Origin of the sequence: Winslowiella sp. 2C04, assembly GCF_050037805.1 — a bacterium.
Taxonomy (GTDB): domain Bacteria; phylum Pseudomonadota; class Gammaproteobacteria; order Enterobacterales; family Enterobacteriaceae; genus Erwinia; species Erwinia toletana_A.
Window position 1 is genome coordinate 3,341,748 of sequence record NZ_CP188300.1, and the last position, 25,635, is coordinate 3,367,382.

Genomic DNA, 25,635 nt, shown 5'->3' on the forward strand with positions numbered 1-25,635 from the left:
ATCCCCCATCAGTTTGAAAGGGTATGCTGGTCACAACAGCATCAAAGCATTACAATACGTGCCCTGCACTCCCTTCCGCATTGAGTAATGGCATGTCGATGACAAAAAAACTGCATATTAAAACCTGGGGCTGTCAGATGAACGAGTACGATTCATCGAAGATGGCTGACCTGCTGGAAACGACTCACGGCTACACCCTCACTGAGGTGGCTGAAGAGGCCGATATTCTGCTGTTGAATACCTGCTCGATCCGCGAAAAAGCTCAGGAGAAAGTCTTTCATCAGTTGGGCCGCTGGAAAACGTTGAAAGAGAGCAATCCCGAGCTGATTATTGGCGTCGGTGGCTGCGTGGCATCGCAGGAAGGGGACCATATTCGTCAGCGCGCGCACTACGTCGATATCGTTTTCGGCCCGCAAACGCTGCATCGTCTGCCGGAAATGATTAACACCGTGCGCGGTTCAAAAAGCCCGGTAGTGGACATCAGCTTCCCGGAGATTGAGAAATTCGATCGCCTGCCGGAGCCGAAAGCAGATGGCCCCAGCGCATTCGTGTCGATCATGGAAGGCTGCAATAAATACTGTACATTCTGCGTGGTGCCCTACACCCGTGGTGAAGAAGTCAGCCGTCCATGCGACGATATTCTGTTTGAAATCGCCCAGTTGGCCGCGCAGGGTGTGCGCGAAGTGAATCTGCTGGGTCAGAACGTCAATGCCTATCGCGGTATGACGTTCGACAATGAAATCTGCACCTTCGCCGATCTGCTGCGTCTGGTTGCGGCGATTGATGGTATTGACCGCATCCGCTTTACCACCAGCCACCCGATCGAGTTCACCGATGACATAATTGAAGTTTATCGTGATACGCCGGAGCTGGTCAGCTTCCTGCACTTGCCGGTACAGAGCGGTGCCGACCGCATTCTGACGCTGATGAAACGCGCACACACCGCACTGGAATATAAAGCGATCATTCGCAAAGTGGTTGCGGCACGCCCTAATATCCAGATCAGCTCTGACTTTATTATCGGCTTCCCGGGCGAAACCCAGGCCGATTTTGAACAGACGATGAAGCTGATTGCCGATGTCAACTTTGATGTCAGCTACAGCTTTATCTACTCTGCCCGTCCGGGAACGCCAGCCGCTGATCTGCCGGACGATGTGCCAGACGAAGAGAAAAAGCAGCGCCTGTACATTTTGCAGGATCGCATTAACCAGCAGGCCATGGCGTGGAGCCGTCGTATGCTGGGTACCGTACAGCGTATTCTGGTGGAAGGCACCTCACGCAAAAACGTGATGGAGCTGTCAGGCCGCACCGAGAACAACCGCGTGGTGAACTTTGAGGGCACCCCGGAGATGATCGGTAAATTTGTTGATGTCGAAATCGTTGATGTCTATACCAACTCGCTACGCGGCAAAGTCGTGCGCACCGAAGATCAGCTGGGACTGCGTGTGGTTGAAAGTCCGGCTTCGGTGATTGCGCGTACGCGCAAAGAAAACGAGCTGGGCGTAGGCACCTTCCAGCCTTGATTCCCCGACGATACTGCGGCGAGCGTTCCGGCTCGCCGCGCAATTTCACCCCGTTGCTCTTGCTTTCTAAAAGCAGCGCCCAAATATCTGCTCTCTCGCTTGCGACATTTTGCACGGGCATAAATAATTCATGTAATGGCGCTGACCCGATCGGTCAGTTATCCGGCATTGCCGGTCAGCAAGCTATTGTACCTCAATCCCTGTAACTGGCCCTGAGCGACCCAAAGGATTAGTTTGAATATCGAAACTCGCGAAATAGTGTTAGAACCCGCCGACAATCGCCGGTTACTCAGCCTGTGCGGTCCGTTTGACGATAACATCAAGCAACTGGAACGTCGGTTGGGCATTGAGATCAACCGCCGCGACAATGCCTTTAAACTGGTTGGCCGCGCGCTCTCGGTTAATGCTGCTGCCGACATCCTGCGCGATTTGTACGTCGATACCGCGCCGGTACGCGGCAACAGTGCCGATATTGATCCCGAGCAGATTCATCTGGCAATCAAAGAGAGCCGGGTGCTGGAACAGACCGCCGACAGCGTGCCTGAATTTGGCAAAGCCGTGAATATCAAGACCAAGCGTGGCGTGATTAAACCACGTACGCCAAACCAGGCGCAGTACATCGCCAATATTCTTGATAACGACATCACCTTCGGCGTTGGCCCGGCCGGTACCGGTAAAACCTATCTGGCGGTTGCCGCTGCGGTAGATGCACTGGAGCGCCAGGAGATCCGTCGTATTCTGCTGACGCGTCCGGCGGTCGAAGCCGGTGAAAAACTTGGCTTCCTGCCGGGCGATCTCAGCCAGAAAGTCGACCCTTATCTGCGTCCGCTGTATGACGCCCTGTTCGAGATGCTGGGCTTTGAACGCGTAGAGAAGCTAATGGAGCGCAACGTGATTGAAGTTGCGCCGCTGGCTTATATGCGCGGCCGCACCCTTAACGATGCGTTTATCATTCTTGATGAAAGTCAGAACACCACCATCGAGCAGATGAAAATGTTTCTGACGCGTATCGGCTTCAACTCGAAAGCAGTGATCACCGGCGACGTGACGCAAATCGATCTGCCGCGCAACCTGAAATCAGGCCTGCGCCATGCGATTGAAGTATTATCTGATGTAGAAGAGATCAGCTTTAACTTCTTCCACAGCGAAGACGTGGTGCGCCACCCGGTGGTTGCCCGTATCGTGGTCGCCTATGAGGCATGGGAAGCAGCAGATCAGAAACGCCGCGATGCACAGGCCGAAGAGCGTAAACGCGAAGCCCTTGCCGCACAAGCTGCCCAGGAGCAGAAATGAGTGAAGTGATTCTCGACCTGCAAATCGCCAGCGAGTCTGACGAAGGTTTACCGCAGGAGGCTGATTTTCAGCACTGGCTGGAAGCGGTTTTACCCCAGTTCCAGCCAGAAAGTGAAGTGACCATCCGCATCGTCGACGAAGCGGAAAGTCACGAGCTGAATATGACTTATCGTGGTAAAGATAAGCCAACTAACGTGCTGTCATTTCCGTTCGAAGCACCACCCGGTATCGAGCTGCCGCTGCTGGGCGATCTGATTATTTGTCGTCAGGTTGTGGAGCAGGAAGCCGTCGAGCAACAGAAGGCGCTGCTGGCGCACTGGGCACATATGGTGATTCATGGCAGCCTGCATTTACTGGGCTATGATCACATCGAAGATGATGAAGCCGAAGAGATGGAATCACTGGAAACCGAGATAATGCTTGCTCTTGGTTATCCCGATCCGTACATTTCGGAGAAAGAAGAGCCGTAATGGCAACCGGCAGCCGATTTCTGCTGCCGGCTTCTGCAATATTACACTGCTGTCAGCGCAGCGCTGACAGTCCGATCCCCTGTTAGAGAGACCTTAACAAAAACGCCATGAGCGACGACCATTCACAAAACAGCGACAGTCCCAGTAGTAAAAAGGGATTCTTTACCCTTCTTCTCAATCAGCTTTTTCACGGCGAGCCCAAAAACCGTGATGACTTGCTGGAACTGATTCGCGACTCTGAACAGAACGAACTGATCGATCCCGATACCCGTGACATGCTGGAAGGCGTGATGGATATTGCGGAGCAGCGCGTTCGCGACATTATGATCCCGCGTTCACAGATGGTGACGTTAAAACGTAACCAGTCACTTGAGGAATGCCTTGCCGTTATTATCGAATCCGCACACTCGCGTTTTCCGGTAATCAGCGAGGATAAAGATCATATTGAAGGGATTCTGATGGCTAAAGATTTGCTGCCGTTTATGAGCAGTGGATCTGAACCATTCAGCATGGAAAAAGTATTACGCCCGGCGGTGGTGGTACCGGAAAGTAAGCGTGTTGACCGCATGCTGAAAGAGTTCCGTTCCCAGCGCTACCATATGGCAATTGTGATTGACGAATTTGGCGGTGTTTCAGGTCTGGTCACTATCGAAGATATCCTCGAGCTGATCGTCGGCGAAATTGAAGATGAATATGACGATGAAGAAGATCGTGATATCCGTCAGCTCAGCCGTCACACCTACACCATCCGCGCACTGACGCCGATTGAAGACTTCAATGAAGTGTTTGAAACCAACTTCAGCGATGAAGAAGTCGACACCATTGGCGGCCTGGTAATGCAAGGATTTGGTCATCTGCCGGCACGCGGTGAAAGCATCGACATTGATGGTTATCAGTTCAAGGTTGCTATGGCTGACAGTCGACGCATCATTCAGGTCCACGTTACAATTCCGGATAATTCGCCGCAACCACAACTGGAAGAATAATTGATCTATGGCTATCGCCTCACTTTACCAGCGCCAGCGGGTTCGCCTGCTACTGGCGCTGATTACAGGTGCCTGTGGCACGCTGGCATTTTCGCCCTATGATTTTTGGCCTGCCGCCCTGGTGTCACTGGTTGGCTTACTGGCTTTAACACTGAATCGCACCACGCCTCAGGCGACAGCCATTGGCTTTGTCTGGGGAATGGGACTGTTTGGCAGTGGTATCAATTGGGTCTATGTCAGTATTGCCACGTTTGGCGGTATGCCCGGACCGGTAAATGTGTTGCTGGTGGTGTTGCTGGCGGCGTACCTGTCGCTGTACACCCTGCTGTTTGCCGCAGTACTTAATCGCCTGTTTCCGCGCACCTCGCTGGTGCGCCTGGTGCTGGCGGCACCGGTACTGTGGCAAATCACCGAGTTTTTACGCGGCTGGATACTGACTGGCTTCCCGTGGTTGCAGTTTGGCTACAGTCAGATTAACGGTCCACTAAAAGGCCTGGCGCCGATTTTTGGCGTTGAGTCGATTACCTTTGTGCTGATGATGATCGCCGGCCTGCTGGTGTATGCGGTTACGCAGCGCCATCTGCTGGCCGCCATCGGTGCCATCGCGCTACTGCTGCTGCCGTGGCCACTGCGCCAGCTAAGCTGGTATCAGCCGCTACCCGACCGTGCGGTCAATGTTGCGCTGGTACAGGGTAACATTGCTCAGTCGATGAAGTGGGACCCGAACGTCCTGCTAAAAACACTGCGCATTTATAGCCAGCTTTCCCGGCCCTATTTCGGTCAATCGCCGATAATTATCTGGCCTGAATCGGCCATTCCGGACCTTGAGGTCAATCAGCAGCCGTTCCTTAAATCACTGGATGACGAACTACGTGCCACCGGCAGCAGCCTGATTACCGGCATCGTTGATTCACGTCTTGAAGGTAATCGCTACCATGATTACAACTCAATTATCGTGCTGGGCGGTCAGCAACCTTACAATTACAACAGCGGTAATCGCTATCAGAAAAACCATCTGGTACCGTTTGGCGAGTTTGTCCCGCTGGAAAGCGTGCTACGCCCGCTGGCACCGTTCTTTGACCTGCCAATGTCGTCGTTCAGCCGTGGGGATTATATCCAGCCACAGCTGAATGTGGCCGGATACAACCTGACGGCCGCCATTTGCTATGAGATTGTGCTCGGCCAGCAGGTGCGTGATAACTTCCGCCCGGATACTAATTTTCTGCTGACAATCTCCAATGACGCGTGGTTTGGTCATTCGATTGGTCCGTGGCAGCATTTCCAGATGGCGCGCATGCGGGCACTGGAGCTGGGCCGCCCGTTGCTGCGCGGCACCAATAATGGCGTGACTGCGGTGATCACCGCTGACGGCGAAGTGCAGAAAATCATCCCGCAGTTTACCCGCGAGGTATTGGACGCCCGGGTTACGCCAACCACCGGACTGACCCCGTACGCACGCTTCGGCAACTGGCCAGTATGGATTATCACTCTGCTGTTTGGCTTTGCAGCGGCAATATTCGCATTGCGTAGGCCGCGCTGAGTTATCTCCCGCTGACGCACGGCCATGACGCCGCCCTGACGATATTCTGTGGTCAGGGCGGCCCATCCGCTGCTGACAATATCCTGCTTGCGAAGACGACCGCGGCTGGTTGACGGCTTATTAGCCCAACGCTAGTATTACTCCCATCTAATTTTTCTTTCAGGAACTGAAATGCTAACCCTGTTCGCTTCGGATCAACTCGTTACCCGAGTTTGCTCTGACATTCGCTTGCGATGAAGCATTGTTCAGAGCCTGATCGGGAGGTTTACCCTCCATCCATTTATCGCCAGATGACTTTAGCCGCGTTCAGATAAGCGGTGACGCAAGGTATATGGCGAGGAATTCAGGGCCGTGGATGATTATTCATCCATGGCCCTTTTCGTATGAATTGCCTAATGGCAACAACTCATAACGAGCAGGGCATGCCCTGCTCGTTTTTTTTTGCCTTATTCAGAGGCTCCCGGACATTTAAGAGGTTTTCTATGTCTCAAAATATTTACGACAATCAGGCGTTCTTCGATGGTTACGCTCAACTTCCCCGCTCGCAGTTCGGCCTGGAAGGCGCCCCCGAATGGGCCGCGATTCAGGCCATGCTGCCGGATCTGACCGGCAAAAGGGTTATTGACCTCGGTTGCGGCTACGGCTGGTTTTGTCGCGCTGCACGGGCTGCGGGTGCCGCCGAAGTGACCGGTGTCGATTTGTCTGAGAAAATGCTGGCGCGAGCACGCGAGCTGACTCACGATTCCGGCATCCGCTACCAGACTGGCGATCTCGGTAATCTCACCTTGCCCAGCCAGGCTTACGATCTGGTATACAGCTCACTGACGCTGCATTATCTGCCCGACCTTGCCCCGCTGCTGGCCACTATATTTCAAGCGCTGCAACCCGGAGGATGGCTGGTTTTCACCACCGAACATCCCATCTACACCTGTCCAGTTCGACAGGGCTGGCTGACTGATGGAGAGGGCCAGCGGTCATGGGCGGTGAATAATTATCAACACGAAGGCCAGCGCATTAGCAACTGGCTGGCAGACGGGGTAATAAAATACCATCGCACCCTTGGCACCACCTTAAATGCGCTAATGGCTGCCGGTTTTACTCTTCGCTGTGTGAATGAATGGGGCCCGGATGCAGAGCAGATTGCCTCGACCCCGGCACTGGCTGAAGAGGCAGAGCGGCCGATGATGGTACTGATCTCCGCGCAACGATAACCCCCCCTCTGCCACCGAATTGAACTGCGGTGGCAGAGGTTTATATTTCGATTTGGCACTCAATCCTTCCCTCTCCCTGCCTAAACGCATTTGGCATGATGCTTGCTACCTCTTTCAGTGTATCTGCTGCTGAGAGTGCCCTGTAACGCGATGAAAAACTGATTTGCACCGTTGAGGCTCATAACTTGCCCCAAGGCGGAGCACAGCCAAAAAAATTGCCTTGTATTGGTGCGGGCGACTTCGCAAAAAAGAAACTTTTTTGTTTCATAGCGTTAACATTCCGCTATTTTAATAGCTAATCAGAGCAGTAATTGTTCAGGTAACAGAAGAAAAGCCGCTGGAAATACACACAACATCATAATCGGCGCAGTTTTTATACTTTGCGTCAAAATGACAAAGGAGTTGGAACATGAAATTACGAAAACTGGGGCTTAGCCTTGCACTGGCTGGATTAGCCTCCGGTATCGCTCATGCCGAAGAAGCAAAACCGCAAACGGCAGATCAGGCCGCGGTTGCACAGCAGCAAATGACCACTCTCGATAAAATTAATAAAAACGGCGTTATCGTGGTCGGCCATCGCGAATCGTCGGTTCCTTTCTCGTATTACGACAACCAGCAAAAAGTGGTGGGTTATTCACAGGACTATTCCAACGCTATCGTTGAAGCGGTGAAGAAGAAGCTGAACAAACCTGACCTGCAGGTGAAGTATCTGCCTATCACCTCACAGAACCGCATTCCGTTGCTGCAAAATGGCACCTTTGACTTTGAGTGTGGTTCCACCACCAATAATCTTGAGCGCCAGAAACAAGCCGCCTTCTCAGACACCATCTTTGTCGTCGGCACTCGTCTGTTGGTGAAAAAAGGTGGCGAGATTAAAGACTTCGGCGATCTGAAAGGCAAAACCGTTGTTGTGACTTCCGGCACCACTTCCGAAATTCTGCTGAATAAGCTGAACGACGAGAAAAAAATGGGCATGCGCATTATCAGTGCGAAAGACCATGGTGACTCATTCCGTACGCTGGAAACCGGTCGCGCAGTGGCCTTTATGATGGATGACGCGCTGTTAGCTGGCGAACGCGCGAAAGCGAAAAAACAGGCTAACTGGGAGATCGTCGGTACGCCACAGTCGCAGGAAGCCTATGGCTGTATGCTGCGTAAAAACGATCCTGAGTTTAAGAAGCTGATGGATGACACCATCGCGCAGGCGCAGACCTCTGGTGAAGCGGCTAAATGGTTTGAGAAGTGGTTTAACAATCCCATTCCACCAAAAAACATGAACCTCGATTTCGCGCTGTCGGATGATATGAAAGCGCTGTTTAAAGAGCCGAATGATAAAGCACTGAACTAATAATGAAAAAAAAGGGCAGCGCGCCTGCCCTATCGATTGCTGATAACCGGCCCGGACAGACTACATGTTGACTGGTCGTTCCCCAGACAACATTACCGGGGGCCACTCACCAATCTTCAGGGTAGCTTCGCTACCCTTTTTTACCGGAGTTATTTATGTCAATCGATTGGAACTGGGGTATTTTTTTAGAACAGGCCCCGTTCGGCAATACCACCTATCTTGGCTGGCTGTGGTCAGGCTTTCAGGTCACCATTGCGGTTTCCGTTTGCGCCTGGATTATTGCCTTCTTTATCGGCTCGCTGTTTGGCATCCTGCGCACCGTGCCCAACCGTCTGCTCTCCTCTATCGGCACCTGCTACGTTGAGTTATTCCGTAATATTCCGCTAATTGTTCAGTTCTTTTTCTGGTATCTGGTGGCACCAGAGCTGGTCGGCGAAAAGCTTGGCATGTGGTTTAAGGCTGAGCTGGACCCGAATATACAGTTCTTTATCTCATCCATGATCTGCCTTGGCCTGTTTACTGCCGCCCGCGTTTGCGAGCAGGTACGTGCGGCAATTCAGTCGCTGCCGAGCGGACAGAAAAATGCCGGGCTGGCGATGGGCCTGACGCTGCCACAGACATACCGCTATGTGCTGTTGCCGAATGCATACCGGGTAATCGTGCCACCGATGACGTCGGAAATGCTCAACCTGGTAAAAAACTCCGCTATTGCTTCCACTATCGGCCTGGTGGATATGGCCGCGCAGGCCGGTAAGCTGCTGGATTACTCGGCTCACGCTTACGAATCCTTCACTGCCATTACCCTGGCGTATGTGGCCATCAACCTGGTGATTATGCTGATTATGAGCCTGGTCGAACGTAAGGTTCGCGTGCCGGGAAATATGGGGAGTAAATGATGTACGAGTTCGACTGGAGTTCGATTATTCCCAGCCTGCCGTATCTGCTGAACGGACTGGTGATCACGCTGAAAATCACCGTCACGGCAGTGATTTTTGGCATCATCTGGGGCACTCTGCTGGCGGTAATGCGCCTCTCCACTTTTAAACCCATCAGCTGGTTCGCCAGGCTGTACGTGAACCTGTTCCGCTCGGTACCGCTGGTGATGGTGCTGTTGTGGTTCTATCTGGTAGTACCGAGCTTTTTGCAACAGGTACTGGGATTATCACCGAAAACCGATATTCGTCTGATCTCGGCGATGGTGGCCTTCTCGCTGTTTGAAGCGGCCTACTATTCAGAAATTATTCGTGCCGGCATTCTCAGCGTGTCGCGTGGACAAGGCAATGCGGCGCTGGCGCTGGGTATGACACAGTGGCAGTCGATGAAACTGATTGTTCTGCCACAGGCATTCCGTGCCATGGTGCCGCTGCTGCTGACTCAGGGTATTGTCCTGTTCCAGGATACTTCACTGGTGTACGTGCTCAGTCTGGCAGACTTCTTCCGCACCGCCTCAACCATTGGCGAACGCGACGGCACCCAGGTCGAGATGATTCTGTTTGCTGGTCTGGTCTACTTTGTTATCAGCCTTTCCGCTTCAATGCTGGTCAGCTATTTAAAGAAAAGGACAGTTTAAATGATTACCCTGAAAAATATTTCCAAGTGGTATGGTCACTTTCAGGTGCTGACCGACTGCTCAACTGAAGTGAAAAAAGGTGAAGTGGTGGTGGTTTGCGGCCCGTCTGGCTCAGGGAAATCGACGCTGATTAAAACTGTTAACGGCCTCGAGCCGATTCAGCAAGGCACTATCATCGTCAACGGCATTACCGTCACTGACAAAAAAACCAATCTGGCACAGTTACGCTCCAAAGTTGGCATGGTATTTCAGCATTTTGAGCTGTTTCCACACCTCAGCATCGTGGAGAATTTAACGCTGGCGCAGGTGAAAGTATTAAAACGCAACAAAGAGGAAGCGTGGCAGAAAGGGCTGAAATTACTTGAGCGAGTTGGCCTGTCGGCACATGCCAACAAGCACCCTGGCCAACTTTCAGGCGGTCAGCAACAGCGCGTGGCGATTGCCCGTGCATTGTGTATGGATCCGGTGGCAATGCTGTTTGACGAACCGACTTCAGCACTCGATCCGGAGATGATCAATGAGGTGCTGGACGTCATGGTCGAGCTGGCCAATGAAGGCATGACGATGATGGTGGTGACGCACGAAATGGGCTTTGCGCGCAAAGTGGCGAACCGGGTGATCTTTATGGATGAAGGAAAAATTGTTGAGGACCGTCCAAAAGATGAGTTCTTTAACAATCCCCAATCCGAACGTGCCAAAGACTTCCTGGCGAAAATCCTGCATTAATCGTAATGGGCGAGGTTCACCTCGCCCTTTGTCATCACCGGTTACGGCGCAAATGGCTGACGCTGGAACTGGTCGTGACCACATTCCGCGCAGCGCGTTAAAGTTTCCGGCGTGTAGATCGCCCGGGTGAAATGACACTTTTCACACACCAGATTACCCAGTCCGACTACCTCGCCACTCTGATACACGCCGTGGTGGTTGAGATCCTGAAATACTTCACGCCACTCCAGCTGGCTTTTATCGGTAATATCCGCCAGTTCTTTCCATACGCTCTGGCGAATCACGCGCATAAACACGCTGTCGTTTAGATCTTCCTCATTCTCCCCGTAGCTGCGGGCAAACTCTTCCAGATCGCGCCGTACCGCGCGCAATACCCCTTCGACTTCGCTGCGGGTCAACTCCCCGGTAGCCAGTAACCGCTGGCGCGCATTTTCTACCAGGCCATCAATGTCCCGATCGCCCCGGTTCAGTCTGTCAGTTAACGATGCGACTAATTCGCGATAATACTGAGCAACCTTGTTCATCTTCTCTCCTGTAAAATCCTGAAAGATAACCCTGTTTAACTATAGACTCTGGTCGGCGTTTGCCCTGTCGACAGCGTCACAACAGTGAAAATCTGGAAGCAAGATTCCGGCTTAAGGATAAATCGACCTCGTCTGGACGCTAACTATTGTTGCTGCGAAGGCTTATCAGCTATGCTATGCGGATCTGATGTCTACTAATCTAAATAGTAAATTAGTTAATAATTGAGCTATTCAATAAGGACCACTGGCAGCCATGCAAGAGCAATACCGCCCGGAAGAGATAGAATCCCACGTCCAGCTTCACTGGCACGAGAAGCAGACTTTTAAAGTGACTGAAGAGGAAGGCAAAGAGAAGTATTACTGCCTCTCGATGCTGCCCTATCCTTCTGGCCGCCTACATATGGGCCACGTTCGTAACTACACCATCGGCGATGTGATTGCCCGTTACCAGCGTATGCTGGGTAAAAACGTGTTACAGCCGATTGGCTGGGACGCCTTTGGTCTGCCAGCAGAAGGTGCGGCGGTTAAAAACAACACTGCTCCGGCACCGTGGACGTACGAAAATATCGATTATATGAAGAACCAGCTGAAACTGCTGGGCTTTGGCTATGACTGGAGCCGTGAACTGGCTACCTGTCAGCCAGAATATTATCGCTGGGAGCAGTGGTTCTTCACCAAACTGTATGAGAAAGGCCTGGTTTATAAAAAAACCTCGGCGGTCAACTGGTGTCCGCACGATCAGACCGTACTGGCTAATGAACAGGTCATCGACGGCTGCTGCTGGCGCTGTGATACTAAAGTTGAGCGTAAAGAGATTCCACAGTGGTTTGTGAAAATTACTGACTACGCGGATGAACTGCTCAACGACCTCGACAAGCTGGAAGACTGGCCTGAACAGGTTAAAACCATGCAGCGCAACTGGATTGGCCGCTCTGAAGGGGTGGAAATCACCTTTGATGTGGTCGACAGCAACGAAAAACTGACGGTTTACACCACCCGCCCGGACACCTTTATGGGTGCCACTTATCTGGCGGTTGCCGCCGGTCATCCGCTGGCAGCACAGGCTGCAGCGAATAATCCGGCGCTGGCAGACTTCATTGCTGAATGCCGTAACACCAAAGTTGCGGAAGCCGAAATGGCGACCATGGAGAAGAAAGGCATGGCCACCGGCCTGTTTGCTCTTCATCCACTGACCGGTGAACAAGTGCCGGTGTGGGCTGCTAACTTCGTGTTAATGGAGTACGGCACTGGCGCAGTAATGGCGGTTCCGGCACATGACCAGCGCGACTGGGAATTTGCCAGCAAATATGATCTGAACATTAAGCCGGTGGTCCTTAACCTTGATGGCAGCGAGCCAGACGTCATCGCCGCGGCGATGACTGACAAAGGCACCCTGTTCAACTCGGGCGAGTTCAGCGGCCTGTCTTATGAAGATGGCTTTAACGCCATTGCCAATAAACTGGCTGAAATAGGCGTTGGCGAGCGTAAAGTTAACTACCGTCTGCGCGACTGGGGCGTTTCTCGCCAGCGTTACTGGGGTGCACCTATTCCAATGGTAACGCTGGAAGACGGCACCGTGATGCCAACACCAGAAGATCAGCTGCCGGTGATTCTGCCGGAAGACGTGGTGATGGACGGCATTACCAGCCCGATTAAAGCCGACCCTGAGTGGGCAAAAACCACCGTTAACGGCCAGCCGGCGCTGCGCGAAACCGACACCTTTGATACCTTTATGGAGTCTTCCTGGTACTACGCGCGCTACACCTGCCCGGACTACGACAAAGGGATGCTGGACCCGGCTGCGGCCAACTACTGGCTGCCGGTCGATCAGTATGTTGGTGGTATCGAACACGCTATCATGCACCTGCTGTATTTCCGCTTCTATCACAAGCTGCTGCGTGATGCTGGCCTGGTTAGCTCTGACGAACCGGCGAAACGCCTGCTGTGCCAGGGTATGGTGCTGGCCGATGCGTTCTACTTCCTCGGTGCTAACGGCGAGCGTAACTGGGTCTCTCCGGTTGATGTTACCGTCGAGCGTGACGAGAAAGGCCGCATTGTTAAAGCGTCTGACGCCGAAGGCCACGAGCTGGTCTACGCTGGCATGAGCAAAATGTCGAAGTCGAAGAACAACGGCATTGACCCGCAGGTGATGGTTGAGCGTTACGGTGCCGATACCGTGCGTCTGTTTATGATGTTTGCTTCACCGGCAGAAATGACGCTGGAGTGGCAGGAGTCCGGTGTGGAAGGCGCAAACCGCTTCCTGAAACGCGTCTGGAAACTGGTGTTCGATCATACCGCTAAAGGTGCGGTCAGCGCGCTGGATGTGGCGGCGCTGAATGACGATCAGAAAGCCCTGCGCCGCGATCTGCACAAGACCATCGCCAAAGTTTCCGATGATATTGGCCGCCGTCAGACCTTCAATACCGCGATTGCGGCTATTATGGAACTGATGAATAAGCTGGGCCGCGCACCACAGGAAAGCGAGCAGGATCGTGCCCTGATGAACGAAGCGCTGCTGGCGGTCGTTCGCATGCTCTATCCGTTCACCCCGCACGCCAGCTTTACCCTGTGGCAGGCGCTGGGTGGCAACGAGGATGTGGATAACGCACCCTGGCCACAGGCTGATGAAACGGCAATGGTGGAAGATTCGCTGCTGGTAGTGGTTCAGGTCAACGGCAAGGTACGCGGCAAAATTACCGTTCCGGCGGATGCCACTCAGGAACAGGTACAAGCACGCGCTGCGCAGGAGCATCTGGTAGCGAAATATCTGGACGGCGTTACCATCCGTAAAGTGATTTACGTCCCCGGCAAACTGCTTAACCTGGTCGTAGGTTAAGTTCAGGAGGAACTGTGCGACATCCGATTTTGACTCTGTTTTTAGGCCTTGCGGTGCTGGTCACCGCCGGTTGCGGTTTTCATCTGCGCGGCACCACTCAGGTGCCGCCAGAAATGAAAACGCTGATCCTCGATACCAGCGATCCTTATGGCCCGCTGGCGCGTTCGGTGCGTGAGCAGTTGCGCCTGAATAATGTGTCAATCGTCAAGGATCCGGGCCTGCGTAAGGATATTCCATCGCTGCGCATTATTGGTTCCAGCGAAAACCGTGATACCGCCTCGATCTTCCAGGATGGCAGAACGGCGGAATATTCGATGATGATGACGGTTAATGCTCAGGTGCTGTTGCCGAATAAGGGTATCTATCCGATTAGCGCAACGGTTTATCGTTCGTTCTTCGATAACCCACTGGCAGCGCTGGCGAAAGACTCCGAGCAGGAGATTATTCGTCAGGAAATGCGCCAGCAAGCCGCACAACAGCTGGTGCGTAAGCTGCTGACGGTACATGCTGCGCAGGATAGCCTTGATGATTCTGCCGCGGCTGATGCAGCAGCAATACCGGGAAGCACAGTCAATCCTCAGAGCGACAGTGCACCGATGTCAGGTGCAGCCGGTCGCCAATGATCAGGATCTATCCTGAGCAACTCAGCGCGCAGCTTCAGGATGGGCTGCGCGCCTGTTATCTGCTCTGCGGCAATGAACCGCTGTTACTGCAAGAGAGCCAGGACGCCATTCGTGCCGCAGCGCAACAGCACGAATTCAGTGAACACTTCAGCGTTACCCTCGATGCCAGCACCGACTGGGACGCCATTTTCAGTACCTGCCAGGAACTTAGCCTGTTTGCCAGCCGACAAACTTTGCTGCTGATGCTGCCGGAAAACGGGGCGAATGCCGTTATCGGTGAACAGCTGGTGAAACTGTCGACCCTGCTGCACAGCGATATTCTGCTGATTTTACGCAGCCCTAAGCTGACCAAAGCGCAGGAAAACAGTGCCTGGTATAAAGCATTAAGCACCAACGGCGTGATGGTTCCCTGCCTGACGCCCGAGCAGGCCCAACTGCCGCGCTGGGTTGCTACCCGCGCCAAAGCGATGAAGCTGACGCTCGACGATGCCGCTAACCAACTGCTCTGCTACTGCTATGAGGGCAATTTACTGGCGCTGTCGCAGGCGCTGGAACGCCTGTCGTTACTGTGGCCGGACGGCAAGCTGACGCTGCCACGGGTTGAACAGGCGGTCAGTGACGCGGCGCACTTTACCCCTTTTCACTGGGTCGATGCGCTGCTGGCCGGTAAAAGCAAACGTGCGTTACATATTCTGCGCCAGATGAAAGCGGAAGACAGCGAGCCGGTGATTATAATCCGCACGCTACAGCGCGATCTGATGACCCTACTGCAATTACAGCGGCAGATGGCCAACACCGCGCTGCGAACGCTGTTCGATCAGCATCGCGTCTGGCAAAATCGTCGCCCGCTGTTCAGTGACGCCTTGCAGCGCATTAGCGCACAACAGTTATTACAGGCGATTCGTCTGTTAACCCGTATCGAGATGACGCTGAAGCAAGATTACGGTCAGTCGTTATGGTCTGAGCTGGAAACGCTGTCGCTTCTACTGTGTAATAAATCGTTTCCAGAGAGTTTTTGTGATGTCTGAAAACACGGCACTGCATGCGCTGTTTGGCGGCACCTTTGATCCAATCCATTTCGGCCATTTACATCCGGTCGAAGCGCTGGCCCACCAGGTCGGTTTGCAGCAGGTGACGCTGTTACCCAACAATGTGCCTCCGCACCGTCCTCAGCCAGAAGCCTCGGCGACTCAGCGCGTCGCAATGGTAAAACTGGCGATTGCCGATCGGCCGCTGTTCCGCCTTGACCCACGCGAACTGCAACGTTCTGCGCCGTCCTGGACGGTGGAGACGCTGGCAGAACTGCGTCGGGAGCGTGGCAATCAGCAACCGCTGGCGTTTATTATTGGTCAGGATTCACTGCTGACGCTGCATAAATGGCATCGCTGGCAGGATCTGCTGTCGCTGTGTCATTTACTGGTATGCAAACGCCCCGGCTATCCGGCCACCATGGAAACTGACGAAATGCAGCAGTGGCTCAACAACCATCTGGCACCCGATGCCCACGCGTTGCGTCAGCAACCCGCAGGCTGGATATTTTTGGCTGACACCCCACTGGTGTCAATCTCGGCAACAGAAATCCGTCAGCGACGCCATCTTGGCGAATCCTGTGATGACCTGTTGCCTGCCGCAGTCAGTGCGTATATCGATCGCGAAGGGTTGTACTCTCGTTGAGAGGGCCGTGATATACTGCGCCGCTAATTTTTTGGGCCTGCTGCCCATGGATAAATCCTGTTACGGTTATCAACAACAACCCCGCGCGGGTTATGAGATAACCGCTCAGACACAACTACCCGAGGGGGAACCTTTTGCAAGGTAAAGCACTCCAAGACTTCGTTATTGATAAGCTTGATGATCTCAAAGGTCAGGATATCGTTTCCCTGGACGTTCAGGGCAAGTCCAGCATCACCGACTGTATGATTATCTGCACCGGCACCTCCACGCGTCACGTCGCGGCAATCGCTGACCATGTGGCAATGGAATCACGCGCTGCGGGTCTGATCCCGTTGGCGATTGAAGGTCAGAGCCTCGCCGACTGGGTGGTGGTGGACCTCGGTGAAGTGATTGTGCACGTAATGCAGGAAGAGAGTCGTCAACTGTACGAGCTGGAAAAACTCTGGAGTTAATGCGTGAAGTTGCAGCTTGTTGCCGTCGGCACCAAAATGCCCGACTGGGTTCAAACCGGCTTTATGGAATACCTGCGCCGGTTTCCCAAAGATATGCCGCTGGAACTGACGGAAGTTCCGGCCGGTAAACGTGGCAAGAATGCCGACATCAAACGCATCCTCGATAAAGAGGGTGAGTCGATGCTGGCCGCCGTCGGCAAAGGTAATCGCATCGTTACGCTGGATATTCCTGGCCAGAAGTGGGAAACCCCGCAGTTGGCTAATCAGCTTGAACGCTGGAAACAAGACGGACGAGATGTCAGCCTGTTAATCGGCGGCCCGGAAGGGCTTTCACCGGCCTGTAAAGCCGCTGCCGAACAGAGCTGGTCGCTCTCAGCACTGACCTTACCCCATCCGCTGGTACGTGTCCTGGTTGCTGAGAGTCTCTATCGCGCCTGGAGTATTACTGCGAATCATCCTTATCATCGTGAATAACCGATATACCCATCATAGCAGTGTGCGTGGGCTATGTGGGCGGCGCCAGCGTCGCCCCTGAATACCGGCAACGCCAATTATTTAGGGTATGCATTAACCGGATAGAATAAGCAGCGGATGAAATTAAAACGCAACTCTTTTCGTGACTACTCCGCCGAACAATCGCTGTTTGTGCGGCGTGCGATAATTGCCTTTTTAGGCATTCTGATCCTCTCCAGCGTGCTGGTGGTCAATCTGTACCATCTGCAAATTCTGCGTTTCGACGATTACAGTACCCGTTCCAATCAGAACCGTATCAAACTGGTACCGGTTGCCCCCAGCCGCGGCATTATTTATGACCGTAACGGCGTTCCGCTGGCGCTTAACCGCACCATTTATCAGGTAGAACTGGTTCCTGAAAAGGTTGATAACCTGAAGCAGGTGCTCGAAGAGTTGCGTCCGGTGGTCGATTTGACCGACGCGGATATCGAGGCGTTTGAAAAAGAACGTAAGCGCTCACGGCGTTTTACCTCCATTGCGGTTAAAACCGGGCTGAACGATGTGCAGGTCGCCCGTTTCGCCGTTAACCAGTACCGTTTTCCCGGCGTTGAAGTCAAAGGCTATCAGCGTCGTTACTATCCTTATGGCGCCGCGCTGACCCACGTTATTGGCTACGTTTCCAAAATTAACGATCGCGACGTTGATCGCCTTGATAAAGCCGGTAAGTGGCCTAACTATGCCGCCACCCACGACATTGGCAAGCTCGGGGTTGAACGCTTTTATGAAGATGTGCTGCATGGCAAAACCGGCTACGAAGAGGTGGAAGTTAACAACCGGGGCCGGGTGATTCGTCAGCTGCATGAACAGTCGCCGCAGGCCGGGCGTGATATCACCCTGACCATCGACCTGAAACTGCAACAGTATATTGAGACGCTGCTGACCGGTAGCCGTGCGGCGGTGGTGGTAACTGACCCACGAACCGGTGAGCTGCTGGCGCTGGTATCGACGCCGAGCTATGACCCTAACCTGTTCGTCGATGGCATCTCCAGTACTGATTACAACCGCCTGCTGCACGACGAAAACCGTCCGTTAATTAACCGTGCCACACAGGGGACTTATCCTCCGGCATCAACGGTTAAGCCTTATGTGGCGGTCTCGGCACTCAGTGCCGGGGTTATAAACAAAAATACCAGTCTGTTTGATCCCGGCTGGTGGCAACTGCCAGGCTCGGAAAAACGCTATCGTGACTGGAAGCGCTGGGGTCACGGCCGCCTGAACGTAACCAAATCGCTGGAAGAGTCGGCCGATACCTTCTTCTATCAGGTGGCTTACGATATGGGTATCGATCGTCTGTCTGAGTGGATGAGCAAGTTTGGCTATGGCCATCTGACCGGCATCGACCTGTCGGAAGAGTACGCTGGCATCATGCCAACGCGCGACTGGAAACTGAAGCGCTTCAAAAAGCCGTGGTATCAGGGTGACACCATTCCGGTCGGTATCGGTCAGGGCTACTGGACCGCAACGCCGCTGCAAATGAACAAGGCGATGATGACGCTGATTAACGATGGCATTGTCAAAGTGCCCCATTTGCTGCGCGCCACCCACGTGAATAATGTGATGGTGCCTTATAAACAAGTCGACGAGCCGCCGATTGGGGATATTCATTCTGGTTATTGGGAAATTGCCAAAGATGGTATGTACGGCGTTGCTAACCGACCAAACGGTACTGCACATAAGAGCTTTGCTAATGCGCCGTATAAGATTGCGGCGAAATCCGGTACTGCTCAGGTGTATGGCCTGAAAGAGAATGAAGTCTATAACGCCCATAAAATTGCCGAACGCCTGCGTGACCACAAACTGATGACCGCGTTTGCGCCTTATGACAATCCACGCGTCGCCGTCAGCATCATTCTGGAAAACGGCGGTGCCGGTCCGGCGGTTGGAACCATTATGCGCCAGATTCTCGACCACATTATGCTGGGCGACAACAATACAGATCTGCCTGATGCTCCTCCGGTGCCATCAGGTTATGAAGGTGAATAAAGCATGTCCATGAACGATAGCCCGCAAAAAAGGAGCATCTGGACCAAACTCCATATCGATCCGATCTTCCTGCTGATTATCACCGGGTTACTGGTTTACAGCGCCCTTGTAATGTGGAGCGCCAGCGGCCAGGATCCGGGCATGATGGAGCGCAAGGTCGGCCAGATTTTGATGGGGCTGGTGGTCATGATCGTCATGGCGCAGGTTCCGCCACGCGTTTATGAGGGCTGGGCTCCCTATCTCTACATTGTCTGCGTGATATTACTGATCGCCGTTGATGCCTTCGGTCAAATCAGTAAAGGGGCGCAACGCTGGCTGGATCTGGGTATCGTGCGCTTCCAGCCTTCGGAGATTGCTAAAATAGCCGTGCCGTTAATGGTGGCGCGCTTTATCAACCGCGATGTCTGCCCGCCGACGTTGAAAAACACCGGTATCGCGCTGATTCTGATCTTTGTGCCAACCTTACTGGTCGCGGCACAGCCTGACCTCGGCACCTCGATTCTGGTCGCCACCTCCGGCCTGTTTGTGCTGTTCCTGTCCGGCATGAGCTGGCGGCTGATCGGCATTGCGGTGCTGCTGGTCGCCGCCTTTATTCCGATACTGTGGTTCTTTTTAATGCACGACTACCAGCGCGACCGCGTCATGATGCTGCTTGACCCGGAAAGCGATCCGCTCGGTGCCGGCTATCATATTATTCAGTCGAAAATCGCTATTGGTTCCGGCGGACTGCGCGGTAAAGGCTGGCTGCATGGCACCCAGTCACAGCTGGAGTTCTTGCCCGAACGTCATACCGACTTTATTTTCGCGGTACTGGCAGAGGAGTTAGGCCTGGTCGGAGTGCTGATTTTGCTGGGGCTCTATTTGTTACTGATCATCCGTGGGCTGATGATTGCCGCACGCGCTCAGACCACCTTTGGTCGGGTGATGGCGGGCGGACTGATGCTGATCCTGTTTGTCTATGTTTTTGTTAACATTGGTATGGTTAGTGGTATCTTACCGGTAGTTGGCGTACCTTTGCCGCTGGTTAGTTATGGTGGCTCTGCGTTAATCGTACTTATGGCCGGATTTGGCATTGTGATGTCGATCCATACTCATCGAAAAATGTTGTCAAAAAGCGTTTAAGAGGCTTCACATGCGTAAGGATTGGCTTTGGGTTGGCGCAGCATCACTGGTACTGGCAGCATGTACCGTGCCGGATCGGCAGACACAGGCACCTCAGCAACCGGCTTATAATGGCCCGGTGGTTGAGATTGGCGGTGTTGAACCTCGCTATGAACCGATTAACCCCGGTACCAATCAGGATTATTCAGTAAACGGTAAAACTTACCGTATTGTGAAAGATCCATCGAATTTCAGTGAAACCGGGCTGGCTGCGTGGTACGGCGATGAAGCCAACGGCAATCAGACGGCAATCGGTGAAACCTTTGATCCCAATGGGCTGACTGCCGCCCATCCTACCCTGCCGCTACCCAGCTATGTCCGTGTGACCAACATGGCTAATGGTCGCCAGCTTGTGGTGCGCGTTAACGATCGCGGCCCTTACACGCCGGGACGTATTATCGATCTGTCCCGCGCTGCGGGCGATCGCCTGAATATCTCTAACAATACCAAAGTGCGCGTCGACTTTATTCAGGTCGCGCCGGATGGTTCGCTTTCCGGCCCCGGCACGGTGGGAACCACCGTAGCGAAACAAAGCTATGCCCTGCCCGCGCGTCCGGATATTGCCGGCGGTATGACGGTAATCGGTGGTGCATCCGCCGCTGCCGCAAGCCAGCCGCAGCCGGTAGCAAATCAGGACGATGGCAGTCGCCAGCTGGATAACCAAACCCTGAGCAGTGATGACAATTTAGGCGCACCGGTACGCAGCGGCGGTTTCCTTGGCGCAGCCACGCCACTGCGCCCAGGCGTGCTGCAAGGCAGTGAGCCAGCGCCGGTAGCAGCTCCGGCCGTTGCCGCTACCGCAACCTCTTCCGCAGCCACTGCAACCGGCGGTTTTGTGGTGCAGGTTGGCGCGCTGAGCGACAGCAACCGGGCGCATCAGTGGGTGCAATCCCTTAGCCAGCAATTTGGCGTACCTGGAAATGTTTCGGCTAACGGCAACGTTTATCGCGTGCAGTTAGGCCCGTTCAGCGATCGTCAACAGGCGGCAGCTCTGCAGCAGCGCCTGTCAAGCGAAGCACAGCAGCAATCATTTATTACTGTCGCACCAGGCGGAATGTAATCTCTGCGGGCAGCCGACAAGCTTTATGTTTACAGACGCCTGCGTGTTACGTCTGTTAACAAGTGAGGCGGAAAGTCGGATGCCTGCAAAATAAGCATTTGCTATAGTGGGTCACTTTTTTCAACTTAACTCCACGGATGTTGTAGTCCCAAACATGAACACTCAGACACCTTCTCGTTTTCTTAAACGCCTGACAGTGGGTTCACTGATCGCGATCAGCATCACCACCTTCGCCCATGCCGAAGATGTTAATCTGAAAACTATGATTCCCGGCGTGCCGGATATCGATGCTGAAGCCTATGTCCTGATCGACTACAACTCAGGAAAAGTGCTGGCGGAAAAAAATGCCGACGCACGCCGCGATCCGGCCAGCCTGACCAAAATGATGACCAGCTATGTTATCGGCCAGGCGGTTAAAGCCGGAAAAATTCATCAGGATGATATCGTCACCGTCGGCCAGGACGCCTGGGCAACCGGTAATCCGGTGTTTAAAGGCTCCTCACTGATGTTCCTGAAACCTGGCGATCGCGTGCCGGTTTCCCAGCTGACGCGCGGTATCGTACTGCAATCCGGTAACGATGCCTGCGTGGCGATGGCTGATTACGTCGCGGGCAGTCAGGATGCATTTGTTGGCCTGATGAACAACTATGTAAAAGCGCTGGGCCTGCAAAATACCCATTTCCAGACCGTTCATGGCCTGGACGCTGAAGGCCAGTACAGCTCGGCGCGCGACATGGCGCTGATTGGCCAGGCGCTGATCCGTGATGTGCCGGAAGAGTACGCGGTTTATAAAGAGAAAGAGTTTACCTTTAACAACATTCGCCAGATGAACCGTAACGGACTGCTGTGGGACACCAGTCTGCAAGTTGACGGTATCAAAACCGGCCATACCAACGCGGCAGGCTACAACCTGGTGGCCTCGGCGACTGAAGGCCAGATGCGCCTGATTTCAGCGGTCATGGGCGGCCATACTTATAAAGGTCGTGAGACGGAAAGTAAGAAGCTGCTGACCTGGGGCTTCCGTTTCTTCGAGACCGTGGCACCACTGAAAGCCGGTAAAGAGTTCGCCTCTGAGCCAGTGTGGTTTGGCGACAGCGATCGCGTGCAGTTGGGCGTTGAAAAAGATGCTTACCTGACCATTCCTCGTGGCCGGATGAAAGACCTGAAAGCCAGCTACGTGCTGACCAACACCGAACTGCACGCACCGCTGCAGAAAAACCAGGTGGTCGGCAGCATCAACTTCCAGCTGGATGGTAAAATCATCGATCAGCGTCCACTGGTAGTGCTGAAAGAAGTCCAGGAAGGTAACTTCTTTGGCCGTATCGTTGACTACATCAAACTGATGTTCCACCACTGGTTCGGTTAATTTGTTGCTGCGGGTAGCCATCGCGCTGCCCGCAATAGTGATCCCGGTCTGGCTCACCGCAGCCAGCCGTCATTCCCCACGGTCCTGGCAACTTTGCATTTCTACCTTGATTATTTCCTTCTGAAACCCCATATAATACCCATTAAGAAACTCCCGTTATTCTGGGAGCCCACGTTTTAGTGCACCGGAGCATCTATGAAAACCAATCTGAAAGAATTACTTGAATTTCCTTGCAGCTTCCCGTTTAAAGTTATGGGCCTGGCGCACGAAGGACTGGTCGATCAAGTAGTCGAAGTGGTTCAGCGTCATGCGCCTGGTGATTACACCCCGGAAGTCAAACCGAGCAGCAAAGGTAACTACCACTCGGTGTCGATCACTATTAACGCCACGCATATCGAGCAGATCGAAACGCTGTATGAAGAGTTAGGCAACATCGAAATCGTGCGCATGGTGCTGTAAGCGCATCCTGCGTTAAAGGGCGGGTAGCTCTCGCCCTTTAGCAACGTTATACTGCCCCTCTCTTTTCCTGCCGGACACTCGTTTTGTATCAGGACAGCCTCATCATACGCCAACTGGGCCTGCGTCAGTGGGAGCCCGTTTCGCAAGCTATGCATCAGTTTACCGACCAACGTACCGACGCTACCGCCGATGAACTCTGGCTGGTTGAGCACCCTGCGGTTTTCACTCAGGGTCAGGCTGGTAAAGCTGAACATCTGCTGATGACCGGTGATATTCCGGTGGTGCAGAGTGACCGTGGTGGCCAGGTGACTTATCACGGCCCAGGTCAGCAGGTGATGTATGTGTTGATCGATCTGAAGCGGCGCAAAATTGGCGTTCGCCAGTTAGTCAGCGCCATTGAACAGACGGTGGTCGATACGCTGGCACATTTTGGCGTCAGCGCCAATGCGCGTGCGGATGCACCTGGCGTCTACGTTGACGGCAAAAAAATCTGTTCCCTTGGCCTGCGCATTCGTCAGGGCTGTTCATTTCACGGGCTGGCGCTGAATATCAATATGGATTTAACGCCGTTTCTGCGGATAAACCCCTGCGGCTATGCCGGACTGGAGATGACCCAGCTGAGCGCCTGGCAGCCTGGGGTGACACTGTCGGACGTGCAGCCGGTATTAATCGAAAAATTTATGGCGCTGCTGGCGATTAACACCTCAGAATATCGCGATCCGCAAGAGTTGAATCTTTGATGTTCCACTGCTGTGCGCGCTGCTTTACAATTCTGCAACGTTTTCACCTGTAACCGGGCTGATTGTCGGGCGGTGAGATGATATAATTTTTGCGCTTTTATCAAATAAAGTTGAAAATTGAGTACGACTCACTGAGTTTTATGCCTCTTTCAGAACGCAATCCAAATTGGAACCTGCAAGCTTATGAGTAAACCTATTCAGATGGAACGCGGCGTTAAGTATCGCGACGCAGACAAAATGGCATTGATCCCGGTAAAAACCGTGATAACTGAGCGGCCGGAGATCTTAAGAAAGCCAGAGTGGATGAAAATCAAACTGCCTGCTGACTCCACACGTATTCAGGGTATCAAAGCCGCAATGCGTAAAAACGGTCTGCATTCCGTCTGTGAAGAAGCCTCCTGCCCTAACCTTGCAGAGTGTTTTAACCACGGCACCGCAACCTTTATGATTTTGGGTGCGATTTGTACCCGCCGCTGTCCGTTCTGCGACGTGGCGCACGGCCGACCAATGACGCCGGATGCCAACGAACCGGGTAAACTGGCGCAAACTATCGCCGATATGGCGCTACGCTATGTGGTTATCACTTCAGTGGACCGTGATGATTTACGTGACGGCGGCGCTCAGCATTTTGCCGACTGCATCGCGGCTATCCGCGAAAAAAGCCCGACGATAAAAATTGAAACGCTGGTGCCGGACTTCCGCGGACGTATGGATCGCGCACTGGAAATTCTCAATGCCACGCCGCCAGATGTGTTTAACCACAACCTGGAAAACGTTCCGCGTGTTTATCGCCAGGTGCGCCCGGGAGCCAACTATGAATGGTCACTGAAACTGCTGGAGCGCTTTAAAGAAGCGCACCCGGAGATTCCGACCAAATCAGGTCTGATGGTGGGTCTGGGTGAAACCAACGCCGAAATCGTTGAGGTTATGCGCGATCTGCGTCGCCATGGCGTTACCATGCTGACGCTCGGCCAGTATTTACAGCCAAGCCGTCACCATTTACCGGTACAGCGCTATGTCAGCCCGGCTGAGTTTGACGAAATGAAAGAAGAAGCGCTGGCGATGGGCTTTACCCACGCCGCCTGCGGACCTTTTGTTCGTTCTTCTTATCATGCAGATATGCAGGCGAAAGGTCTGGAAGTGAAATAACCGCCGCTGCGGAGTGGATTCCTGACATCCCAGGGGAGCTATTTCGGCTCCCTTATTAAGGGCGGTAATCAAAAAAAAAGAACCGGCTGCCTGCGGGCTACCGGTTCTTTTTTATCTGAAGCACTGTAATCTGTAGTTACATTTACGTAACAACACCTCAGTCTTTATGCACCACACGATCCGGCGCAGTCTCTTCAGCGGCAGTTTTTTTCGCTGATGTATCGTCATCACTCATGGCTTTTTTAAAGCCCTTAATCGCCGATCCAAGGTCACCGCCGAGCGAACGTAACTTATTGGTGCCGAACAGCAGAACGATCAATGCACCGATAATCAGCAGTTTAGCAATACTGATACCTTCCATAACACCTTCTTATTTTACCATAGTACACACCTGTCCCCTTTATTAACGCGCAGTTGTGCAGGCAATA

25 protein-coding genes are annotated in these 25,635 nt (G+C 53.4%); 23 read left to right on the forward strand and 2 right to left on the reverse strand.

Going from position 1 to position 25,635, the window contains the following annotated elements; translation table 11 throughout:
* The first annotated feature begins 98 nt into the window (after positions 1-98).
* From miaB to ACP3TC_RS15150, 10 genes are all read left to right on the forward strand, one after another.
* Positions 99-1,523 (forward strand): tRNA (N6-isopentenyl adenosine(37)-C2)-methylthiotransferase MiaB, encoded by a 1,425-nt coding sequence (miaB, locus tag ACP3TC_RS15105; RefSeq protein WP_313856420.1) that lies wholly within the window; start codon positions 99-101, stop codon positions 1,521-1,523.
* A gap of 234 nt (positions 1,524-1,757) precedes the next feature.
* Positions 1,758-2,816 carry a PhoH family protein gene (locus ACP3TC_RS15110; RefSeq protein ID WP_313856418.1) on the forward strand — a complete coding sequence of 353 codons (1,059 nt, stop codon included), beginning with the start codon at positions 1,758-1,760 and terminating at the stop codon, positions 2,814-2,816.
* A complete protein-coding gene (ybeY, locus tag ACP3TC_RS15115; protein ID WP_313856417.1) occupies positions 2,813-3,286 on the forward strand; it encodes an rRNA maturation RNase YbeY in 474 nt (157 codons plus the stop codon). Before ACP3TC_RS15110 ends, ybeY begins: the two co-directional genes overlap by 4 nt.
* Positions 3,287-3,393: 107 nt before the next feature.
* Positions 3,394-4,272 (forward strand): CNNM family magnesium/cobalt transport protein CorC, encoded by an 879-nt coding sequence (gene corC / locus ACP3TC_RS15120; protein ID WP_313856414.1) that lies wholly within the window; start codon positions 3,394-3,396, stop codon positions 4,270-4,272.
* A 7-nt stretch (positions 4,273-4,279) separates the two neighbouring features.
* On the forward strand, positions 4,280-5,812 hold the full coding sequence (gene lnt / locus ACP3TC_RS15125; protein WP_426816760.1) for an apolipoprotein N-acyltransferase: 1,533 nt from the start codon (positions 4,280-4,282) through the stop codon (positions 5,810-5,812).
* A gap of 482 nt (positions 5,813-6,294) precedes the next feature.
* Entirely contained in the window at positions 6,295-7,023 is a 729-nt protein-coding gene (locus ACP3TC_RS15130; RefSeq protein ID WP_426816761.1) for a class I SAM-dependent methyltransferase, read from the forward strand.
* A gap of 409 nt (positions 7,024-7,432) precedes the next feature.
* Positions 7,433-8,371: an amino acid ABC transporter substrate-binding protein gene (locus tag ACP3TC_RS15135; protein ID WP_313856410.1), complete on the forward strand. Its 939-nt coding sequence runs from the start codon at positions 7,433-7,435 to the stop codon at positions 8,369-8,371.
* 155 nt (positions 8,372-8,526) lie between these two features.
* The gene (locus ACP3TC_RS15140; RefSeq protein WP_313856409.1) at positions 8,527-9,267 is read left to right on the forward strand and encodes an amino acid ABC transporter permease; all 741 of its coding nucleotides are present in this window, start codon (positions 8,527-8,529) and stop codon (positions 9,265-9,267) included.
* On the forward strand, positions 9,267-9,941 hold the full coding sequence (gene gltK / locus ACP3TC_RS15145; RefSeq protein ID WP_313857628.1) for a glutamate/aspartate ABC transporter permease GltK: 675 nt from the start codon (positions 9,267-9,269) through the stop codon (positions 9,939-9,941). The genes ACP3TC_RS15140 and gltK overlap by 1 nt, the downstream gene beginning before the upstream one ends.
* The gene (locus tag ACP3TC_RS15150; RefSeq protein ID WP_426816762.1) at positions 9,942-10,667 is read left to right on the forward strand and encodes an amino acid ABC transporter ATP-binding protein; all 726 of its coding nucleotides are present in this window, start codon (positions 9,942-9,944) and stop codon (positions 10,665-10,667) included.
* 41 nt (positions 10,668-10,708) lie between these two features.
* Here the strand turns inward: ACP3TC_RS15150 and ACP3TC_RS15155 are convergent, their stop codons facing one another.
* Complete coding sequence (locus tag ACP3TC_RS15155; RefSeq protein WP_313856407.1) at positions 10,709-11,191, reverse strand: zinc ribbon-containing protein; 483 nt, start codon at positions 11,189-11,191, stop codon at positions 10,709-10,711.
* A 253-nt stretch (positions 11,192-11,444) separates the two neighbouring features.
* On the opposite strand from ACP3TC_RS15155, the gene leuS reads away from it, so the two are divergent.
* From leuS to lipA, 13 genes are all read left to right on the forward strand, one after another.
* On the forward strand, positions 11,445-14,027 hold the full coding sequence (gene leuS, locus ACP3TC_RS15160) for a leucine--tRNA ligase (RefSeq protein ID WP_426816763.1): 2,583 nt from the start codon (positions 11,445-11,447) through the stop codon (positions 14,025-14,027).
* Positions 14,028-14,041: 14 nt separating this feature from the next.
* A complete protein-coding gene (lptE, locus tag ACP3TC_RS15165; protein WP_313856405.1) occupies positions 14,042-14,650 on the forward strand; it encodes an LPS assembly lipoprotein LptE in 609 nt (202 codons plus the stop codon).
* The gene (gene holA / locus ACP3TC_RS15170; protein ID WP_313856404.1) at positions 14,647-15,678 is read left to right on the forward strand and encodes a DNA polymerase III subunit delta; all 1,032 of its coding nucleotides are present in this window, start codon (positions 14,647-14,649) and stop codon (positions 15,676-15,678) included. The genes lptE and holA overlap by 4 nt, the downstream gene beginning before the upstream one ends.
* On the forward strand, positions 15,671-16,324 hold the full coding sequence (gene nadD / locus ACP3TC_RS15175; RefSeq protein ID WP_313856402.1) for a nicotinate-nucleotide adenylyltransferase: 654 nt from the start codon (positions 15,671-15,673) through the stop codon (positions 16,322-16,324). The genes holA and nadD overlap by 8 nt, the downstream gene beginning before the upstream one ends.
* 134 nt (positions 16,325-16,458) lie before the next feature.
* On the forward strand, positions 16,459-16,776 hold the full coding sequence (rsfS, locus tag ACP3TC_RS15180; protein ID WP_313856401.1) for a ribosome silencing factor: 318 nt from the start codon (positions 16,459-16,461) through the stop codon (positions 16,774-16,776).
* 3 nt (positions 16,777-16,779) lie between these two features.
* Positions 16,780-17,250: a 23S rRNA (pseudouridine(1915)-N(3))-methyltransferase RlmH gene (gene rlmH / locus ACP3TC_RS15185; RefSeq protein ID WP_313856400.1), complete on the forward strand. Its 471-nt coding sequence runs from the start codon at positions 16,780-16,782 to the stop codon at positions 17,248-17,250.
* Between the two features lie 117 nt (positions 17,251-17,367).
* Entirely contained in the window at positions 17,368-19,272 is a 1,905-nt protein-coding gene (gene mrdA, locus ACP3TC_RS15190) for a peptidoglycan DD-transpeptidase MrdA (protein WP_313856399.1), read from the forward strand.
* Positions 19,273-19,281: 9 nt separating this feature from the next.
* Positions 19,282-20,394 (forward strand): peptidoglycan glycosyltransferase MrdB, encoded by a 1,113-nt coding sequence (mrdB, locus tag ACP3TC_RS15195; protein WP_313857626.1) that lies wholly within the window; start codon positions 19,282-19,284, stop codon positions 20,392-20,394.
* Between the two features lie 10 nt (positions 20,395-20,404).
* Positions 20,405-21,493: an endolytic peptidoglycan transglycosylase RlpA gene (gene rlpA / locus ACP3TC_RS15200; protein ID WP_313856398.1), complete on the forward strand. Its 1,089-nt coding sequence runs from the start codon at positions 20,405-20,407 to the stop codon at positions 21,491-21,493.
* A 154-nt stretch (positions 21,494-21,647) separates the two neighbouring features.
* Positions 21,648-22,859 carry a D-alanyl-D-alanine carboxypeptidase DacA gene (gene dacA / locus ACP3TC_RS15205; protein ID WP_313856396.1) on the forward strand — a complete coding sequence of 404 codons (1,212 nt, stop codon included), beginning with the start codon at positions 21,648-21,650 and terminating at the stop codon, positions 22,857-22,859.
* A 195-nt stretch (positions 22,860-23,054) separates the two neighbouring features.
* Entirely contained in the window at positions 23,055-23,318 is a 264-nt protein-coding gene (gene ybeD / locus ACP3TC_RS15210; protein WP_313856394.1) for a DUF493 family protein YbeD, read from the forward strand.
* An 83-nt stretch (positions 23,319-23,401) separates the two neighbouring features.
* Positions 23,402-24,058 carry a lipoyl(octanoyl) transferase LipB gene (gene lipB / locus ACP3TC_RS15215; protein WP_313856393.1) on the forward strand — a complete coding sequence of 219 codons (657 nt, stop codon included), beginning with the start codon at positions 23,402-23,404 and terminating at the stop codon, positions 24,056-24,058.
* 183 nt (positions 24,059-24,241) lie between these two features.
* Positions 24,242-25,207: a lipoyl synthase gene (gene lipA / locus ACP3TC_RS15220; protein ID WP_426816764.1), complete on the forward strand. Its 966-nt coding sequence runs from the start codon at positions 24,242-24,244 to the stop codon at positions 25,205-25,207.
* Positions 25,208-25,364: 157 nt separating this feature from the next.
* Here the strand turns inward: lipA and tatE are convergent, their stop codons facing one another.
* Positions 25,365-25,568, reverse strand: a complete 204-nt coding sequence (gene tatE, locus ACP3TC_RS15225) for a twin-arginine translocase subunit TatE (RefSeq protein WP_313856387.1) — start codon at positions 25,566-25,568, stop codon at positions 25,365-25,367.
* Positions 25,569-25,635 lie beyond the last annotated feature (67 nt).

What these genes read in the sequence shown, in the direction of transcription:
- miaB (WP_313856420.1), top strand. Translation starts at nt 99, where the DNA reads ATGACAAAAAAACTGCATATTAAAACCTGGGGCTGTCAGATGAACGAG.
- ybeY (WP_313856417.1), top strand. Translation starts at nt 2,813, where the DNA reads ATGAGTGAAGTGATTCTCGACCTGCAAATCGCCAGCGAGTCTGACGAA.
- corC (WP_313856414.1), top strand. Translation starts at nt 3,394, where the DNA reads ATGAGCGACGACCATTCACAAAACAGCGACAGTCCCAGTAGTAAAAAG.
- lnt (WP_426816760.1), top strand. Translation starts at nt 4,280, where the DNA reads ATGGCTATCGCCTCACTTTACCAGCGCCAGCGGGTTCGCCTGCTACTG.
- ACP3TC_RS15130 (WP_426816761.1), top strand. Translation starts at nt 6,295, where the DNA reads ATGTCTCAAAATATTTACGACAATCAGGCGTTCTTCGATGGTTACGCT.
- ACP3TC_RS15135 (WP_313856410.1), top strand. Translation starts at nt 7,433, where the DNA reads ATGAAATTACGAAAACTGGGGCTTAGCCTTGCACTGGCTGGATTAGCC.
- ACP3TC_RS15140 (WP_313856409.1), top strand. Translation starts at nt 8,527, where the DNA reads ATGTCAATCGATTGGAACTGGGGTATTTTTTTAGAACAGGCCCCGTTC.
- gltK (WP_313857628.1), top strand. Translation starts at nt 9,267, where the DNA reads ATGTACGAGTTCGACTGGAGTTCGATTATTCCCAGCCTGCCGTATCTG.
- ACP3TC_RS15150 (WP_426816762.1), top strand. Translation starts at nt 9,942, where the DNA reads ATGATTACCCTGAAAAATATTTCCAAGTGGTATGGTCACTTTCAGGTG.
- ACP3TC_RS15155 (WP_313856407.1), bottom strand. Translation starts at nt 11,191, where the DNA reads ATGAACAAGGTTGCTCAGTATTATCGCGAATTAGTCGCATCGTTAACT.
- leuS (WP_426816763.1), top strand. Translation starts at nt 11,445, where the DNA reads ATGCAAGAGCAATACCGCCCGGAAGAGATAGAATCCCACGTCCAGCTT.
- holA (WP_313856404.1), top strand. Translation starts at nt 14,647, where the DNA reads ATGATCAGGATCTATCCTGAGCAACTCAGCGCGCAGCTTCAGGATGGG.
- nadD (WP_313856402.1), top strand. Translation starts at nt 15,671, where the DNA reads ATGTCTGAAAACACGGCACTGCATGCGCTGTTTGGCGGCACCTTTGAT.
- mrdA (WP_313856399.1), top strand. Translation starts at nt 17,368, where the DNA reads ATGAAATTAAAACGCAACTCTTTTCGTGACTACTCCGCCGAACAATCG.
- mrdB (WP_313857626.1), top strand. Translation starts at nt 19,282, where the DNA reads ATGAACGATAGCCCGCAAAAAAGGAGCATCTGGACCAAACTCCATATC.
- rlpA (WP_313856398.1), top strand. Translation starts at nt 20,405, where the DNA reads ATGCGTAAGGATTGGCTTTGGGTTGGCGCAGCATCACTGGTACTGGCA.
- dacA (WP_313856396.1), top strand. Translation starts at nt 21,648, where the DNA reads ATGAACACTCAGACACCTTCTCGTTTTCTTAAACGCCTGACAGTGGGT.
- ybeD (WP_313856394.1), top strand. Translation starts at nt 23,055, where the DNA reads ATGAAAACCAATCTGAAAGAATTACTTGAATTTCCTTGCAGCTTCCCG.
- lipA (WP_426816764.1), top strand. Translation starts at nt 24,242, where the DNA reads ATGAGTAAACCTATTCAGATGGAACGCGGCGTTAAGTATCGCGACGCA.
- tatE (WP_313856387.1), bottom strand. Translation starts at nt 25,568, where the DNA reads ATGGAAGGTATCAGTATTGCTAAACTGCTGATTATCGGTGCATTGATC.